Annotated in this window: 18 protein-coding genes; 10 read left to right on the top strand and 8 right to left on the bottom strand. The window is 42.6% G+C overall.

The genetic code is table 11. From position 1 onward, the window contains the following. The first annotated feature begins 523 nt into the window (after nucleotides 1-523). Nucleotides 524-2,236: a zinc metalloprotease HtpX gene (locus tag JGK14_RS11810; RefSeq protein ID WP_293281285.1), complete on the top strand. Its 1,713-nt coding sequence runs from the start codon at nucleotides 524-526 to the stop codon at nucleotides 2,234-2,236. Nucleotides 2,237-2,601: 365 nt separating this feature from the next. On the opposite strand, the gene JGK14_RS11805 is transcribed toward JGK14_RS11810, so the two are convergent. The 6 genes from JGK14_RS11805 to JGK14_RS11780 form a co-directional block, all read right to left on the bottom strand. Continuing rightward, a complete protein-coding gene (locus JGK14_RS11805) occupies nucleotides 2,602-3,021 on the bottom strand; it encodes a hypothetical protein (protein ID WP_293176223.1) in 420 nt (139 codons plus the stop codon). Continuing rightward, entirely contained in the window at nucleotides 3,014-3,274 is a 261-nt protein-coding gene (locus JGK14_RS11800; protein WP_293176221.1) for a hypothetical protein, read from the bottom strand. Before JGK14_RS11800 ends, JGK14_RS11805 begins: the two co-directional genes overlap by 8 nt. Nucleotides 3,275-3,521: 247 nt before the next feature. After that, complete coding sequence (locus tag JGK14_RS11795; protein ID WP_293191128.1) at nucleotides 3,522-3,854, bottom strand: DUF5615 family PIN-like protein; 333 nt, start codon at nucleotides 3,852-3,854, stop codon at nucleotides 3,522-3,524. Further along, nucleotides 3,851-4,075 carry a DUF433 domain-containing protein gene (locus tag JGK14_RS11790; protein ID WP_293191190.1) on the bottom strand — a complete coding sequence of 75 codons (225 nt, stop codon included), beginning with the start codon at nucleotides 4,073-4,075 and terminating at the stop codon, nucleotides 3,851-3,853. Before JGK14_RS11790 ends, JGK14_RS11795 begins: the two co-directional genes overlap by 4 nt. A 280-nt stretch (nucleotides 4,076-4,355) precedes the next feature. Continuing rightward, a complete protein-coding gene (locus JGK14_RS11785) occupies nucleotides 4,356-4,778 on the bottom strand; it encodes a type II toxin-antitoxin system VapC family toxin (protein ID WP_293176213.1) in 423 nt (140 codons plus the stop codon). 12 nt (nucleotides 4,779-4,790) lie between these two features. Then, entirely contained in the window at nucleotides 4,791-5,171 is a 381-nt protein-coding gene (locus JGK14_RS11780) for a hypothetical protein (RefSeq protein ID WP_293203327.1), read from the bottom strand. A 340-nt stretch (nucleotides 5,172-5,511) separates the two neighbouring features. Between JGK14_RS11780 and JGK14_RS11775 the strand changes: the two genes are divergently transcribed. The 3 genes from JGK14_RS11775 (at nucleotide 5,512) to JGK14_RS11765 (ending at nucleotide 8,602) form a co-directional block, all read left to right on the top strand. Then, entirely contained in the window at nucleotides 5,512-5,961 is a 450-nt protein-coding gene (locus tag JGK14_RS11775; RefSeq protein WP_293176209.1) for a hypothetical protein, read from the top strand. 83 nt (nucleotides 5,962-6,044) lie between these two features. Next, entirely contained in the window at nucleotides 6,045-6,641 is a 597-nt protein-coding gene (locus JGK14_RS11770) for a Uma2 family endonuclease (protein WP_293176207.1), read from the top strand. A 218-nt stretch (nucleotides 6,642-6,859) separates the two neighbouring features. Further along, a complete protein-coding gene (locus JGK14_RS11765) occupies nucleotides 6,860-8,602 on the top strand; it encodes a hypothetical protein (RefSeq protein ID WP_325315095.1) in 1,743 nt (580 codons plus the stop codon). 26 nt (nucleotides 8,603-8,628) lie between these two features. Here the strand turns inward: JGK14_RS11765 and JGK14_RS11760 are convergent, their stop codons facing one another. Beyond that, nucleotides 8,629-9,924: a helicase-related protein gene (locus JGK14_RS11760; protein WP_325315094.1), complete on the bottom strand. Its 1,296-nt coding sequence runs from the start codon at nucleotides 9,922-9,924 to the stop codon at nucleotides 8,629-8,631. A 219-nt stretch (nucleotides 9,925-10,143) separates the two neighbouring features. On the opposite strand from JGK14_RS11760, the gene JGK14_RS11755 reads away from it, so the two are divergent. Then, nucleotides 10,144-12,516, top strand: coding sequence for a restriction endonuclease (locus tag JGK14_RS11755; protein ID WP_325315093.1), 2,373 nt, complete (start codon nucleotides 10,144-10,146; stop codon nucleotides 12,514-12,516). Here JGK14_RS11755 and JGK14_RS11750 read toward each other — a convergent pair whose 3' ends face one another. Continuing rightward, nucleotides 12,517-12,972 (bottom strand): zinc-ribbon domain-containing protein, encoded by a 456-nt coding sequence (locus JGK14_RS11750; protein WP_325315092.1) that lies wholly within the window; start codon nucleotides 12,970-12,972, stop codon nucleotides 12,517-12,519. It lies immediately after the preceding gene. 19 nt (nucleotides 12,973-12,991) lie between these two features. On the opposite strand from JGK14_RS11750, the gene JGK14_RS11745 reads away from it, so the two are divergent. The 5 genes from JGK14_RS11745 (at nucleotide 12,992) to JGK14_RS11725 (ending at nucleotide 17,496) form a co-directional block, all read left to right on the top strand. Continuing rightward, nucleotides 12,992-13,816, top strand: coding sequence for a restriction endonuclease (locus tag JGK14_RS11745; protein WP_325315091.1), 825 nt, complete (start codon nucleotides 12,992-12,994; stop codon nucleotides 13,814-13,816). A 173-nt stretch (nucleotides 13,817-13,989) separates the two neighbouring features. Further along, the gene (locus JGK14_RS11740; RefSeq protein WP_293205634.1) at nucleotides 13,990-14,586 is read left to right on the top strand and encodes a Uma2 family endonuclease; all 597 of its coding nucleotides are present in this window, start codon (nucleotides 13,990-13,992) and stop codon (nucleotides 14,584-14,586) included. Nucleotides 14,587-14,802: 216 nt separating this feature from the next. Then, the gene (locus JGK14_RS11735) at nucleotides 14,803-16,305 is read left to right on the top strand and encodes a DUF1565 domain-containing protein (protein WP_325315090.1); all 1,503 of its coding nucleotides are present in this window, start codon (nucleotides 14,803-14,805) and stop codon (nucleotides 16,303-16,305) included. Between the two features lie 265 nt (nucleotides 16,306-16,570). Then, nucleotides 16,571-16,906, top strand: a complete 336-nt coding sequence (gene psb28, locus JGK14_RS11730) for a photosystem II reaction center protein Psb28 (RefSeq protein WP_293149588.1) — start codon at nucleotides 16,571-16,573, stop codon at nucleotides 16,904-16,906. 83 nt (nucleotides 16,907-16,989) lie between these two features. Then, nucleotides 16,990-17,496, top strand: coding sequence for a MogA/MoaB family molybdenum cofactor biosynthesis protein (locus JGK14_RS11725; protein ID WP_293149586.1), 507 nt, complete (start codon nucleotides 16,990-16,992; stop codon nucleotides 17,494-17,496). Nucleotides 17,497-17,559 lie beyond the last annotated feature (63 nt).

Genomic DNA, 17,559 nt, shown 5'->3' with positions numbered 1-17,559 from the left:
GTTGACAATCAAAAATCTTCAATCCCCAATCGAAAATCCAAAATCCAAAATCCAAAATCGTTTGACAGTTGACAGTTGACAGTTGACAGTTGACAGTTGACAGTTGACAGTTGACAGTTGACAGCTTGAGGGCGACCTCGAATTGTCTGATTTTAATTTCTCCATACAAGGGTTCCGGCTTGAAACCAATTCTTTTTTGTAACTTTGAAATATAGCCTTTCTCAAAAAGATGAGGGATAACTGACAGCTTATATAACCAATTAAACCAAGAAGGGCCCAAGCCCAACAACGTACCTCATCTTTCTGATGACCGCTATAAATAGTTTTGATTGTTGAGTTTTGAAATGGGAATTGGATTTTTGGAAATAAATTGGGCGGGCGGTTTTCCATCTTAACAATTTACAGGAAATTATATATTTTTGTTGAGACTCCTTAGCGCGCTCCGTAGTGACAGGTTAAAACAGTGAAGTATAGATAAATTCCCACGGTAATTACCTTTTGTCAATAACCTTAGGAGAATATTATGTCATCTCAAGCTCCTTTACGCAAGGCAGGGCGATCGCCCAAAGCCGGGATTAAACTGATCCAGAAAACTGGCGGAAACCTCGTTTTAGCTTCCGGCGCCACTATCATCATGCTATTTGGTATGGTGTTCGTGTTATCCTTAGCCTCAGTTTTCATTCTCAACGGCCCCGATCCAGTTACCGGATTGGCGATCGCACTTCCCATAACTCTGATTTTTAACATTGCGGCTTTTTTCCTATCGCCTTACTTGATGGACTTAACTCAAAATTGGCTCTACAATACTCGCTGGGTTTCCCTAGCAGAAATTGACAGCCTGAGTCCAGAAACGGCGAAAGTTATTCAGAAGGTTTGCAAACAGAAAAACCTCAAACAGCCGCGTTTAGGAATTATCGACGACCAAAACCCTACTGCTTTTACCTACGGTTCTTTTCCTAACAGCGCTCGCTTAGTCGTCAGTCAAGGTCTTTTCACCTATTTAGACGACGATGAAATTGCTACTGTTTACGCCCACGAACTAGGTCACATCGTCCATTGGGACTTTGCAGTAATGACTTTAGCTTCGACTTTAGTGCAGATTACTTATTTAATTTACACTACAGCTCAAAGCCTCGGTCGAAGCGCTGGCGATAAAGCTAGAAGTGCGGCAGGTAGCGTCGCTGCTGTGGCTTATTTTTTTTACATCGCCGGCACTTATTTGCTGCTGTATTTGTCGCGGACACGAGAATATTTTGCAGACCATTTTGCCGCCGAAACTACCGGAAACCCCAACGCTTTATCGCGCGCTTTGGTAAAAATTGCTTACGGTATTTTGGAAGAAGGAGAAAGAGCAAAGGAACCCAGCCGCTTGTTAGAAGGAACTCGCGCTTTAGGCATTTACGATGCAAAAGCTGCGGTATCTAGCGGTACTGCTTACCGGATTTCGTCGAAACCGGAAAAAATTGGACGAGTTTTTCTGTGGGATATGTTCAATCCGTGGGGTTGGTGGATGGAGTTGAATTCGACTCACCCGCTGACTGGTAAGCGAGTTCGCGCGTTGAGCACCTATGCGGAACAATTAGGCTTGGATATTGAGTTTGATATGGGTCGGATTGTGGGCGAAGGCCACAATTTGAGCAAGCGGAAATTGTACGGAAATTTCTTTTTTGATTTGCTGCTGTACAGTGCGGAAACTCTGGGCTTGGCGGTGGGTTTTGCGATCGGCATTTCCCTCTCGGCTGCGAATCCGATGATGATGGTTGCTTGTGCTTTAATCGGTTTGGGCGTGGGAATTTTAATCAAAGCTTTGGTGATGTTCCCGAATTACGCACAAGCAGAAGAGTTGGATGTTTTAACTTTAATGTCTGACCCTTATGCTAGTCCTTTACGCGGTCAACCTGCGAAACTACAAGGCGAATTAATTGGTCGCGGTGATGCGGGTTATGCGTTTGGTTCTGATTTGAAATTGCAAGACAGAACGGGAATGATGTATCTACATTATGCTTCTCGTTTTGGGCCGATTGGTAATTTTCTGTTTGGGATGAAACGGGTTAAAAGTTTGATTGGTATGGATGTTAGTGCTTTGGGTTGGTTCCGCCGGGGTGTGGCGCCTTGGATGGATTTGATTCAGCTTGAAAGCGATAGCGGTACGACGGTTAGCAGCTATCACCGTTTCTGGTCTTTTGTGATGGGGATTGGTGCGATCGCGATCGGTATTGCAGTTCTATTTGTGTAATTTCCAGCTTAACCTTTGAAAGGACTGAAGTCCTTACTACAAACCTGGTTCGTAGTGAGGACTTCAGTCCTCTTAAGTCAGGGTTAAGGACTAGAGCATTAGTGTCAAATTAAGCAATATATGTCAGAAAGGGCGATCGCCCTACGGGATAGCTACGCTTCACGCTAAGAGTCTGCAATCAGTGCCCTTTGAGATGGTGGAAATCGATCGGATTGTCGGTGGAAAAAGAGGTTGGGGTGACGCGAGGGTTAAGCGAATATGTAGGAAAGGGCGATGCCAAAGGTCGGCTTCGCCAACGCACTAATTTACCTCATCCCAGTTTGCACAAGCATAAAATCGCATTGCAATGACTGTGCAGCCTCTCTTCATTTCTGTATTGGGTAAACCTCAAAAGCTAACTCATGACGAAAAAAGCAGACATTAAACTCCGCAAAAAAGTTGAGGTGTCCAAGGATTACCGGCGCATCTGTCGATCGACTCCAGGCAAATGCAAGTAAGATCGGCGAAAATTGAGCAACTGTACCCGAAAGAACCAATCCCCTGGCCTCGCTGCTAGCCAAATTCCCGCTCAACTGAATAGGAACGGTTTGCTGTTCCCATATTGCCCCTAGTTGTAGACCAATCTCATAGGGCAAGACGTTGACACTCGCACCCGTATCCAATAATGCCATCACTTCTACAGAGTTGCTGCCATTGGAGAGTGTGATGGGCAAATATGGCAGAATGCTCGAACGGCCAAGGCTATCAATTCGTTCTGTAAATGCAAATCTTTGACGATTAAGCATTGGCTGATTCCTGGGTGGCAACTAGAAGTTCTGATAATGCTTTAACTCCTGCACTATCTGCCTGTGGAGACCATACAACTGCGCTGGTTGATGCTAGTTGATTCAGGAGTACATTTTTTGAATTACTATCTTCATTAGGTTCTAAGCTGCATCCTTCTTCCTTGGCAACTGCAAGCAGGAGAAAGTGAATAAGTCGAAGTTTATCTTGATGGGATAGTTGGTTGACGGTAGGTAAAAGTTCGCTGAGAGGCATATCGTTTATTTAAGATTATATACATCTAGTTTAGCCTCTAAACTCGCGTTCTCAGAATAATCGCCCTTTTTTTGCTGTGGCGATCGCCCTACGGGATAGCTACGCTTCACGCTAAGAGTCTGCAATCAGCGCCCTTTGAAATGGTGGAAATCGATCGGATTGTAAGTGGAAACAGAGGTTGGGGTGACACGAGGGTTAAGGGAATATGTCGGAAAGGGCGATGCTTTCTGCGGGCAACGCCAACGCATTAAGCCAATACTAAGATGCTTTCTACTTCGCTATTCCAAAATTGAATTATAATGTCAAAATTATCTCTTAATATTTGAACAATCTTGGAGGTTGGACTGTTACCAATCCGAAGGTAGATAAATTTTGGTGGATGACCGTACAGCAAACTCCGTTGATGAAAATCAGAATCCTTGGAAACAATTACGAAATTATTCGCACGAGCATATTCCCAAATAATTGAATCATCAGTATTGGTAAGTGCCAAGGTTTTGACATGAGCGGAATCGGGATACAGATCGATAATCCTGTGAATAATTCCGTCTGATAAGTTTTCGTCCAGTAGTAGTTTCAAATCGATGCCAAAAATAATTTTCTCTCACGGTCAGCAGCAAAGGCAAGGCAAGCTTTGATATCTTGGGAAGTGAGTTCCGAAAAATCTTCTAGAACTTCTGCCTCTGTCATACCACCAGCTAGATACTCTAGGATATCGTACACAGTAATTCGCATTCCCCGAATACACGGCTTGCCGCTGCGTTTTCCAGGTTCAATCGTGATAATTTGATTGTATTCCATAGGTTTTTGAGAATAATTGCTTAAATCTATCATAGATCGTATTTTTCCCAATCTCCACTATCATCGTCAATATCTTTTTATAGGGCGATCGAGCAATAAAAAAGGGATCTCGCACTTTTTTGCTGTGGCGATCGCCCTACGGGATAGCTACGCTTCACGCTAAGAGTCTGCAATCAGCGCCCTTTGAAATGGTGGAAATCGATCGGATTGTCGGTGGAAAAAGAGGTTGGGGTGACGCGAGGGTTAAGCGAATATGTCGGAAAGGGCGATCGGCTACGCACTAAAGCGTCCAATCTTCGATTGACAATCCGGGAACTTGAGCAAAGTCTCGTTGGTTGCGGGTGACAACGGTAGCACCGACGGACAACGCAATGGCTGCAATCCGCATATCTTTTTGCAGGCGATTTTTCCGCAGAGGCGGATGATCTTTTAACAGTTTCTTGAGACAACTATCAGCTTCTGCTGTAAAATCCAGTACCTCAATAGTTTGGAGATATTTTACAGTTGTCCAAAGTTTTGAATAGAGTGTAGGTAGGTTATGCAGCATCGACGGATCGTTAATCCTGCCAATCCAGCCATTAAAGAGTTCTTGAACCGTGACAATCGTGACAGAAACTTGATGCTTTGCGACGTTAGCGGTGACTTGGGGATGATTGTAAAGAATCAGCGAAACGCAATCGGTATCCAGAATATATCGACACACTTTAAGCCGCCTCTACAAGTAATAGGAAGGATCGACTTCCGAGTCATCATCTGAGGTTCGTTCGGCGCGAATTGATTCCATAATTGCCGCAAAATCGGAATCGTCTTTAAAGACACCTGCAAACTTCATCCAGGTTGGTTCTGAACCCTGAATTGGCACGTTCCAGGAAATCGCTTCTATATTTTTGAGCCGTTCTAAAAAGGTAGCTTGAATTTGGGCGATCGCCATTTCTCGTGTTTCTGCTTTCACTCGACAGTCTGGAAACTCTCTGACAGATGCCACAACTTGCCCGGATGTCAGTGCTTCTAGCAGGAGCGTCACTTTGAGGTTTGTGAATGGATCAGATGGCGGTAAGTCTATGTTTATCATGTTAATTTTTGAAAGACTAATCATGAGCTTTACGTTTATTGTAGCGCATAGGGCGAGATCCCTTTTTCGCTGTGGCGAGATCCCTACGGGATAGCTACGCTTCACGCTAAGAGTCTGCAATCAGTGCCCTTTGAGATGGTGGAAATCGATCGTCGGATTGTCGGTGGAAAAAGAGGTTGGGGTGACGCGAGGGTTAAGGGAATATGTCGGAAAGGGCGATCGCTCTGGTTTGAAAAAATAAGAAGGGCGCTGGCTCGCAGCCCCAGCGCACAACAACAATCAGGCTATCTGAAATTACCATCATCATATATTTTACACTTTCCTACTTCAATTTTTCCCATATCAACAATGCCTCCCAGCTCAATTGTCTTACCTCTACGCCGCACGGGAAATCCTCAGAGATTATGGATTAGCAGACATCGACAACTACTCAGCATTGATTCAGCGCTACCAAGGCAATCTCCTCTGGTTAAAAAGCGTCGCGACTCTGATTCAAGAGTTGGGCGGATGCGTCACAGAGTTATTACCAGATGATACTATATTGTTACCCGAAGATTTGAAAGATGTTTTACAGCAGAAGTGCGATCGCCTATCCGAACTAGAAAAACAAGTCCTCTCCTGGTTGGCGAAAGCAAGCGATACAATAAACCTCACCCAATTGCTAGAAAATAGCCGAATTCCCCCATCAGATTTGGTAAATGCGCTGCAATCTTTATCCCGGCGTTGTTTGATTGAACAACAAGCAAATTTTTACACAATTTCACCTGTACTGAGGCAATATGCGATCGCCCAGAATCATCGCAGTAATATTTGACCGTCAAATTAACTTTGATGAATAGTCCCTATTTAGGTTATACTAAGGCAGGGCTACTGATTTTTATTCGGAGCATTGCGCCCATGGTCGTACAAGTTTCAGAACCAATAACAATTGTTAAAGAAGAACGCTTTACCTTACCCGGTTATTATACTTGGGAGCAATTTGAGGCGCTACAAACCTTAATAGAAAATGCCCCAGGCTTGCGAATAACTTATTTAGATGGGTGTGTGCAGTTTATGACGCTAGGCGAAGACCACGAACAGATAAAAAGTGTTTTGGCTATATTTATAGGACTTTACTTTTTTGAGAAAGGGATTAATTTCATTCCTGTAGGGAGTGCAACTCGCAGAAACCAGGCAAAAGACGTATCCTTTGAACCTGACGAGTCTTATTATATAGGTTCAAGGAAAGAGCATCCCGATTTAGCCGTGGAAGTGACGATTTCTAGCGGTAGCACAAATAAACTAACTAAATATCTGCGACTTCGCATCCCAGAAGTTTGGTTTTGGGCAAATAATCAGTTGGCTATCTATCGGCTGCGCGACGATGATTACGAGCAAGTTTTAAGAAGTGAGTTTTTGCCGGAGTTGGATTTAGAATTGCTGGTACGGTGCGTTTTGATGCCTTCAATAATTGAGGCAAGAACGGAGTTTCTCAACGGGATTCAGCCGCAGTAATTCGGTTAATTAATAGGATTTACGCAACGGGCACCATTACTGAGGCAATATGCCACCATAAGACTCGGCGGTTGAAACCGTGGCTACTGTAAAAACGATCGCGATTGGGAAGCACTCGTTAACCGAATTCACATTTCGATTACAGTAGCATAATCTTTGCAAGGTAAACTGGTTCGTGTTGTGCGTCCTTCACATTCTTTCCCAATCTCAAATCTCAAATGGTATTAATTGCCCGCTTACACAAGTTTCTGACGGCGACTGTGGATGAAAAATCCCGATCGCGCACAATATTCTGGTTGATGCTGAGCTTGACATTTGCCGCAGTTTATGGTGTTTTAGGAATTGCTCAAGCTTTCAGCGCCGAGTATGTGGTGCAAGACGATGCGAGACAGCACGTTTTCTGGATGATGCGGTTTGTCGATCGACAATTGTTCCCCAACGATTTCATTGCTAACTACTTTCAATCAGTCGCCCCCGCCGGATACACCACGCTCTACAAAATAGCTGCAACCATCGGCATTCACCCGCTATTTTTTCACAAAATATTGCCGCTATTTCTCGGCTTAATCTCCACCTATTACTGTTTTGGGCTTTGCTTGGAAATGCTGCCAGTGCCGCTGACTGGATTTATCGCATCTTTGCTACTAAATCAGCATATGTGGATGACGGATGATTTGGCTTCCACAACGCCCAGAGCTTTTATCTATCCGATATTTCTCGGTTTTTTATATTATTTGTCGCGGAGTTCGTTGCTGCCCTGTTTGGGGACGATCGCCCTAATCGGATTATTCTATCCTCCCTACGCCTTGGTTGCTGCCGGAATTTTAGTTTTGCGCCTGCTAATCTGGGAAAACGGCCGTTTGCGCTTGTCGGGCGATCGCACAAATTACCTATTTTGCAGTACCGGTTTGGGACTAATCTTTCTAGTAATGCTGCCCTATGCCTTGGATAAATCGGAATTTGGCCCGACTTATACCGCAGCAGAAGCCAAGCAAATGGGCGTATTTGCAGCCGACGGCAGAAATGCTTTTTTTCGTCCAAATCCGGTAGATTATTGGCTGACTGGTAGAGGTAGCGGGATGTTTCCCAAGTCGCTGTTTACGCCTGTAACTCACTGTGTGGGGCTGTTTTTGCCGCTGCTGTTGCTGTGGAGGCGATCGGCTTTTCCGTTAGCGAGTCGGATTAATAGCAAAATTTGGCTGTTGCTTCAGCTATTTTTAGCATCCTTTGCGATGTTTTTGGTGGCTCACGCTACCATTTTTAAGCTTTATCAGCCTGGACGCTATACTGCGTATAGCTTGAGGTTTATTGTTGTGTTTATAAGTGCGATCGCCCTGACGTTAATTATCGATGGCGTCGGCAACTGGGCATCAACAACGGAAACAAAATTTAAGTTAAAAAATCTAGTTGCACTAATTACAATGGTGATAATTGCGATCGCAGTTGTGCTTTATCCATGCTTAGTGGAAAAATTTCCCACAGTCGGGTATGTAGAAGGTAAAATGCCCGCTTTGTACAAATTTTTTCAGCAACAACCTCAAGATATTGTGATTGCTTCGATCGCCCCAGAAGCCGATAATCTGCCAACGTTTAGCCAGCGTTCGGTTTTGGTGGGAAAGGAATATGCAGTGCCGTATCAGAAAGGCTACTACAGCGGATTTCAGCAGCGAGCAAGCGATTTAATTCGCGCTCAATATACGGGCGATCGGGCTGTATTGCAAAACTTCATTAACATTTATGGAATTGATTTTTGGATGCTCGATCGCAATGCCTTAACTCTTAAGTATGTAAAGGATTACGGCTGGATCGATGACTTTGATGCGACACCGGAGGCAATGCTTTCTCTCAAACAAGGGAAAGTTCCTGTTTTAGCACAAGCAATGACAAGTTGTGCTGTGTTTCAGAATGAAATTTTAGTGGTTTTGGAAACATCTTGCATTGCGAAATTGGCTGGGAGTTAAGACAAAAACGAATTTTCAAAAGACCTCTAACTCTTAATAGCACGGATATGGGTAAATTTCCACATATCCTGAATGCTGATAACGGTAAATCCCAAAGCTTCTAAATCAGTTGGGAATTGACCCCAATCGCTAAACCGTGAAGCTGACTCGATAATATGCAACTGACCATCAAGTTTAAGGGTACGATGTGCTTCCCGTAGGTAGTTGGTGAAATTTGAACCCATCAAAGCAAGAGAAAAAATAGCCACATCTAGAGTTTCATCATCTAGCGGAACGTGCGTCATATCGCAGGCGATCGCATTATCATTGATCGCAATATGGTCAAAGCTGTAAATTGTATGTCTATCCGATACAGCCTCAGCTAATTTTGCTTCACCGCAACCAAAATCACCAATAGTGTAGCCGCTACGTTGTTGACACAAGCGAATCATCTCCTCGTAGGGAATAACTGCCCAATCTTTTCTTGATTCTTGATACAAAGTATGGTAATGCGCCCACTCTTCTGGGTTTTCCTGTAAGCGTTGGTGAGTGGTGGCGCTGTGGGTTTGGTTCCAGTGGCGATTCATGGTGGAGAAGTCGCCGTAACGCGCCAGTCGTTGCTGTACTTCCGCTGGGTTAGTATCTGGAATGGGGATAATAATTTTCGGGCGGGTGATGATTTGGACTTCGCCAGATGCGAGGCGTTCTAACCAGCCGATCGCATTTTGGTAAGCTTGTGCAGGCGATCGCAGGTGTCCTTCTGGTACAATGCCATCAACAGCAGCATCAGCGATCGACTTTTTGAATTTTAAGCGCTGCATTTTGGAATCACACCACGACCAGCGCTGACTGTTAACAGTTGCATAGGTCAGAGGAATCACCATTTTGACTGTATCGCGGGTTTGTCCTTGGCGATAGATGCGACCTTTCAATTGTTCAAATTCGGCATGAGTCCAAGGTAGGACGTTGACAATTAGCTGGTTGCAAACGTGCTGTAAGCCATCTACACCAGTCCCTATGGCGCTAGAACCGATGAGAACATCAATTTTGCAGTTTAAAAAGCCTTCTAAACCGGACTTGTCTTCGCCCGTGTAGAAACCCACTTTCCAGCCATCATTTACTAAGGCATCTCTCAATATGCGATCGATTCCCTGAATGTAATGAGTATAAATTAGGGTTTTGGGTTGGATGTGCTGGCGAATAATGGGTAATCTGGCAACAGTGAGAATTTTTTCTAATTGCAATGGAGTCCCATTTCCACCTAAAGCGCGAATTTTTTCGATGTAGTCGGCACAATCTACCGGAATTTCGATTTGTTCGTAATCTATATTATATTCTGGCATCCAGCGTATTCCCAAAGTAACGAGTCGCTGGTGTAGTCTCATACAGTTGTCAATAGTTGGGCGATCGCTTATTACGTGGTTATCTGTCCCCTAAATATGGTTAGGGAGATGGAAGGTGCGATCGGGGAGGTGCTAGAGGTTGAGGTCTAACGTGGGGCGTGTTATACTGAGTCATGGTTATGCAAGGCAATAAGTCACCTATAGGAACGACCAAAAAAAATGAATGTAAATGAGCCTAAAATAAGATTTAAAGTAGTCATACTACCTGAATGGAATAATAAGGAAAAAGGTAATTTCTGGGAAGAGGTGTCAGCAGATTTATTCAGTCAATATGACTGGAAAGTGATTGAAAATATAGAATTTGACGGAATGCAGACTGATATCTATATCAAGCACGATGAAGCTAGGGAAACAGGATTAATTGAATGTAAATTCCAGCAAGAAGAAATAAATGCTCCTACTATATTCAAGTTAATGGGTCAAGCTCTTTACAAAAAAGTTGACTTTGCTCACCTACTCTCAACTTCCGCTCTTAATGGAAAAGCAAAAGCGGTTGTTGATGAATACACAAAAACACAAAAACCATTTCGTTTATTCATTTGGAGTTCAGATAAACTTGCTGAAAAGTTTATGAAGATACATGGTATTCAACTCCCAGAGCGAAAATTTATTAGTAATGTTAGAACCATTACACTATTAGTGACTCATAAAAAAGAGTTTTTTTGGATAGCGGAAGAAATGGGAGAAAGCGCTATCCCATATCGTGCTATTATTTTTGCCACTTCAAATACAAAAAATAATTATAATTCAGAATATTGGAAAAAATATTTTTCTACTAATGAAATTTGGGAAAATCTTGAAATTACCGTTTTCGATGAAACACTAACAGAGCATGAAAATAAATCAACTAACGAGTCATTTTCAGAAGTTAAGAAAGTAATAGTATCGAATATTAATCAGGCTGAGAATTTTTATGATTACCATCGTCCTTGTCGCCCACAAGATTTTTTTGGACGTTGTAAACCTCAAGATGAATTTTGGAATTTTGTCAAAAATGTAAGAGATGAGGAAACAGACTTAAGAGTTGTTTCTTTTTCAGGAAGTACGGGGTTAGGCAAATCCTCTTTAGTTCTTAAGTTAGCATCAGACTGTCGGCAAAAACCAGAATATAAAGATAATTTTTATATACACCATGTAGATGTTACAAGCATCAACCAGGAAAAAGCAACTCTATTTGTCATAGCGGTTATTAGAAAAGCATTACAAGAGGCTATTGATAGTGGATTTGTTGATCTTCCCGATCATCAAGTATCTATTGAAAGTGCTGAACCACCTTATTTTGATAGTAAATCAATTAAATTATTAATAGAAACCCTTAAAAAAAGTGGTAAAGTTATTGTAATCTTTTTTGATCAATTTGAAGAAATATTGACTAAAGATTCACTTTCATATCTTTACGGGTTGTTTGAGCAAGCAGCTAAAGAAGTTGATTCCTTAAAACAAAACATAGTCTTAGGTTTTTGCTGGAGAACAGATGTTAATTTATCTGCAAAACATCAAGCCTATTTTACATGGCATAATCTAGCCAAAATAAGAAAAGATATTTATTTTAGTGAATTTTCTCAGCAAGATTCATTGAGCTTATTAAATGAATTTGAGAACTATTTGAATCAAAACGGAAATCGCTTACAAAACAGTATAAAAAAGTGGCTTCTGAATAATTGTCAAAATAAACCTTGGTTATTAAAAAGATTTTGCAGTGACATCTACCATCAACATAATGAAGCCGATCTTTATTCAGAACAGAAAAAAGTAATAACCAAGTTTGATATTAAAGCAATTTTTGACAAAGATATCGAAAGAGCTACTCTCATTCCAGGGAGTTATAAGTGTTTAATGAATATAGCTGAACTGTCTCCAGTTGATAAGGTGGATGTAGGTAACCAGTTTAATCACGATGTAATTAATAGCCTATTAAACAGCAAGCTAGTTATTCAAAATGGGCAAAATTATAAAATATACTGGGATATGTTTCGTGAATATTTGTTGGAGGATAAGCTACCTGAAATGACAATAAACTATAGACCCAGAACCAAGATTTCAACAGTTTTAAAAATATTTAGACTGCTTAAGACGTGTGAAACAATCTCCGACTTAGCAAGTGGATCGGGATATGCGAATGACACTGTTCAAAATGCTATTCTGGATTTGCAAAACTTTTTTCAAGTAACAAGAAATAAGGAAAACGGTAAAATAATAGCATCAGAGATATTTTTAAATTTAAAAGATGAGGAAATAGCTGAAAAATTAGCGGAACAAATAGAGGCTCATGTAGTTATTAAAAAAATCTATGAACAACTGAAGCCTGGTGAATCGATGTCGCTATATAAATTTCAAAAGTTGTTGTCTAATAGACAAACAACTGCAAAAGATTACGCCAGTAAAATGTTGTCATGGTTTTATTTTACTGGTTTGCTTGAAAAAAGACTTAACGGTATAGTAAGACCAACTCATGCAAAGCAGGGAAAAGAAAAGGGGAAACTTTTAGATCAATCAGATTGGGCACAACCTAGCTTATTAGACTTGTTATAATCACAAAGTGATATTTGCTAGGGAATTAGTAATTGACTGTCCAGCACAAAAAGGGCATCCTTTTCCTTTAGTCCTATTAGCAGGAGAAGCATCCCACTCATGCTCAGGATAATTGAAACATTGCCACCAAACTTTTTTTTCCGAATGCCTTGTCACTTGATCTGGAGTAAGATTTTCATTCTTAGTCGGATGCCATTCTTGAGCAAGTTTGGGGTCAAGACTTGCTAGGGAATTAGTTACTGAAACCTTCTGTCCAGCACAAAAAGGGCATCCTTGGCTTGACTTAGTTCTTTTACTGGGCGATGTATTCCATTCATGATCAGAGCCTTCGGGACATTTCCACCAAACTTTCTTGTGTGAGCCTGCCGAAACTTGGTCTGGAGTGAGTCCACCATTTTTTGCGGGATGCCACTGCGCGGCTAGTTGAGGGCTTATAATTGATAGAGTCTTTTTCATATTGAAGATGGAGATAGGTATGAAGTGGGAAACTTACGAAGAAACGGTCAAGAATATATACGAAGTATTGGGTGCTAGAAATGGAGTTAAAATTGAATGTTATGGCAACTCTTGTAAATGTACTGGCAAATCTGGAGTCAAGCATCAAATCGACGTACTGACTGTTCACACTGACGGACTTCATGACTATAAAACATCTATAGAATGTAAATATTGGAATAAAAAAATTAACAAGGATATAGTCATGAAGGCTTGGGGAATTCGTCAAGATTGTAATTTGCATAAAGGAATTATCGTTTCCAAGATTGGCTTTACTCCTGATGCCATAAAATTTGCTAAATACTATGATATTGGGTTGGTGGAACTGAGAGAACCGTTAAAGCAAGATATAGAAAATCGGATCACCGAAGTCAATATCAATACAATTACTCTCATACCTAATATAACTCGTTTCTACAATATTGTCCATGAGGAAGAAGAACAAAACCATACACAGTTTGAAATTAACACAAGTGAGAGTTATTATCTTTTCCCTGATGGTTGCCATAAAACGATTATAGATTTAATTGATGATTGGTTAAGGGAAATCAAGCAAGCTGGAAAATTGAATGTAGTTATGGAAGAAGTCATACCATTCCCTAATGGCACTTATCTTAAAACTCCTGAATTGAGTATTAAAGTTAACGCTGTTCATATTAAAGGTTCTTGGGTGACAGGTAGTATGGAAAAAGTGGAATTTAAGTGGGAGGATCGAATCAGTCTGATTATGAAGGATATTTTTGAAGAAAAGATGTTTACAGTTTCCCGCTCCGGAAATATACAAGAAGTTTCGTTTTTTGCTTAGCTCGATAAATGTCTACTTACCTCATTGTAGCATTAATCAACTGGCATTGTTACTGACTCTGATAGAACGAGAAAAACTGTTCGGATTCCTCAGCTATAATTGCTGCACGTATCTTCTTTAGCAGCGATCGCACAATACGCTATAATTCCCATAGGAGATAATGGTGTAGCTCAATGACACAAGTTCTCGATCGCGAAATTCTCGATGGGCGAGTGGTGCTCAACGGCACCTGGGAGCAATTCAAGTTAATCCAGAAGGGCTCCGAAGATTCCCCTGGGGTAAAATTGTCTTTTTTTGCAGGTGCGATCGAAATTATAATGCCGGGATTCCAACACGAAAATTTTTCGGAAATTATTGGTTACTTGGTGACAACTTTTTTGCTGGCGCAAGGCCTTAGGTTTTACCCTTCTGGTTCAATGACGCAGGAGAAAACGGGAGAAGTTTCAACCCAAGCTGATAAATCGTTTTGTTTGGGGCTACCTAAGTTGATTCCCGATTTGTCTATCGAGGTAGTTTATACTAGCGGTGGATTGAGCAAGTTGCCAAAATATCGGGCTTTGGGTGTGCCAGAAATCTGGTTTTGGGAGGATGGTACTTTGCGGTTGTATCACCTCCGCGAAGATGGATATGAAGAAGTAATTCAGAGTGAATTGTCAGGATTGGAAACCCTGGATATTGATTTGCTAAAACGCTGCATTTTGATGGGCGAAACTGATTTGGCTGAAGCGGTAAAGGTTTTTGGGCAGGGAATCTCGACTCGATCCGAATGAAAAAGCCTAATACCCAGGTACTCGACTTCTTCAAGAAGTCGGGTACCTGCTATTTCGGGTAACGAGAAATCAAGTATTTTGTAGGGGCAATCCCCCAGGGGTTGTCATCCCCTATGGCTGTCTTCCCAATCAAAGCTAAATATATATCCGCAGTCAAATTCGTACAGAATGAAAATTGCCTAAAAGTCGATCGCAAATTATCCATACAGCAAAAACATGGCAACACTTTACGTCAACCCCCAAACAGGCAGCGATGCAGCAGCCGGCAGCCAATCGGCTCCATTCAAAACGATCGCCCGCGCAATCAGTCGCGCTGCATCAGGAACAGTTATTCAGCTAGCAGCGGGAACTTACAGCGCAGCCAGCGGCGAACAATTCCCCTTAGAAATTCCCTCAGGAGTCAAAGTAACCGGCAATGAAGCCAGCAAAGGAAGCGGTACTCTAATTCAAGGAAGCGGCAAATTTGTCAGTCCCACCGCTGCGAGTCAAAATATCACTCTACTGCTAGCAACTGATGCGGAGTTACGGGGAGTAACTGTCACCAATCTAGATATTCGCGGTACCGGAGTCTGGATGGAGTCAACTTCTCCTACTGTGGCTAACTGCACTTTTACGCTTTGTAAGCGCGAAGGTGTTTTTGCTACAGGTACTGCTAATCCTGGGATTCTAGACAACATATTTCTGGAAAACTCAGCCGCTGGGGTAATTATGGCTGGAAGTGCTAAAGGTGTGCTGCGGCGCAATCTTTTTCAAAATACCGGTTTCGGCATTTCTCTACAAGCTCAATCGGCTCCTTTGATTGTTGACAACCAAATTGTCGCCAATCGCTCCGGTATCGTTTTAACGGGGAACTCTAAGCCGGTTGTGCGGAAGAATCGCATTGAAAAAAATACCGAAGATGGTTTGACTGCGGTGGAAAAATCTCTGCCAGATCTTGGTACGGCTCAAGATTTAGGGGGAAATATTTTTGCCAACAATGGCGAATTTGATTTGCAAAATGCTACTGCGACTAAGATTTTTGCCCTGGGAAATCAGCTCAATCCTTCGCGAGTAAAAGGTTTATTTGAGTTGGGAAATGTGACGCCAACTCCAACTCCAACTCCGACTCCAACTCCGACTCCGACTCCAACTCCAACTCCTGGAGGTGTAAAGTTTAGCGATATCAGCACTCACTGGGCTAAGGATTTTATCGATCGCCTCGCTAAGATGAATATTGTTAACGGGTTTCCCGACGGCACTTTTAAACCTGATGAGAGTTTAACTAGAGCTCAGTATGCGGCGTTGTTGGCGAGGGCGTTTCAGTTGGCGCCGCGCCGTGAAGCAACGGTTTTTAAGGATGTGGCGGCAGATTTTTGGGCCCAAAGTGCGATCGTCAAAGCGAATCGAGGCGGGTTTTTGGTTGGATATCCCGACAGCACGTTTCGCCCGGAACAGAATTTGACTAAAGCTCAGGCGATCGTATCATTGGTAAACGGGTTGCAGTTGGCGGGCGGCAATCCTAATTCTTTGAGCGTTTATGCCGATCGGGCTTTAATTCCCAGTTTTTCCACCGACTCCATCGCCACCGCCACAGAGCGCAAAATCGTAGTCAACTATCCCGCCCGCGACAAGCTTTCCCCCGCCCGCGACATCACGCGCGCCGAGATATCCGCCCTCGTCTACCAAACTCTGGTAGCCACAAACCGCGCAGAGCCAATTAACTCTCCCTACATCGTCTAAAGGTACGTAGTTGCGCTTGGGCGCTCTCTTTGGTACGTAGTTGCGCTTCAGCGCTCTTTGGGGATATCGGAAAAAACGAAGATAGCAAAACAGCGAATAGTGAAGGAGAGAGCCAGGGCTCAGGCAACTACGTACCTAAAAAATAGCCCCTCTCCTCCGATCCCCATCGGACAATCTCCGCAAGTCTTGCTTTCCGAGCGTCCAAATCGTTTTATGATAAAAATATTAAGAAATTCAGCAATCTTTAAGGTTCCACTCTCAGATTATGGCTAAAATTCAATTCTCCCGGGGTATAGACGAAGATACTGTACCCGAAGTCCGCCTAACTCGTTCTAAAAGCGGAGCTCAAGGCACTGCCACATTTATCTTTGAAAATCCGAAATCTCTCAGCAACGATAGTACCCAAGACATTACTGGAATGTACATGATCGACGAAGAAGGCGAACTTCTGACTCGCGAAGTTAAGGCTAAGTTCATCAATGGTCAACCTGCGGGTTTAGAAGCTCTTTATCTGATGAAAAGTGCCGCTGACTGGGAACGCTTTATGCGTTTCATGGAACGCTACTCGGAAGCAAACGGCTTAGGATTTAGCAAGGCATAATAGATAGTTAATAATTGGTAGTTGGTAATTGGTAATTGGCCGATAGCCGATTGCTGGTTGCCGATTACTTACGACAAGAAACAATGACGCAAATTCCTCACCCCGATTTATCTAAAATAACCGTAAATTGCGCTATCATGACTGTTAGCGATACGCGCTCTGCTGACACAGACAATAGCGGTTTGTTAACGAAAAAATTGCTAAAAGATGCAGGTCACTCTGTGGTAGCTTACACTGTTGTTAAAGATGATGCTGCAAAAATTGTATTGCAAATGCAGGCGCTTGCCCAGCGCGAAGATGTGGATGCGATAGTTTTGAGTGGCGGGACGGGTATTTCTCCACGAGATACTACTTACGATGTGATGGAGAGTTTGCTCGACAGGATTTTACCTGGATTTGGCGAGATATTTCGGTTTTTGAGCTATCAAGAAATTGGTTCAAGGGCGATCGCATCTCGCGCTGTTGCAGGCGTGTATCAAGGCAAGTTAGTCTTTTCTCTTCCTGGATCTAGTAATGGCGTGAAACTAGCTGTGGAAAAGCTAATTTTACCAGAGTTAGTTCACTTGGTCAAGCAGTTGAGGGGTGGATGAGGGCGGAAGTTGCTTTTTTCACTGAGGGGAGAGATTGGCGGTCGATCGAGCTTTACAGTCGAT

Source organism: Microcoleus sp. PH2017_28_MFU_U_A (assembly GCF_020738035.1).
Lineage (GTDB): Bacteria > Cyanobacteriota > Cyanobacteriia > Cyanobacteriales > Microcoleaceae > Microcoleus.
Note: the sequence above shows the minus strand (reverse complement) of the source record. Positions and strands in the feature narration are given on the sequence as shown.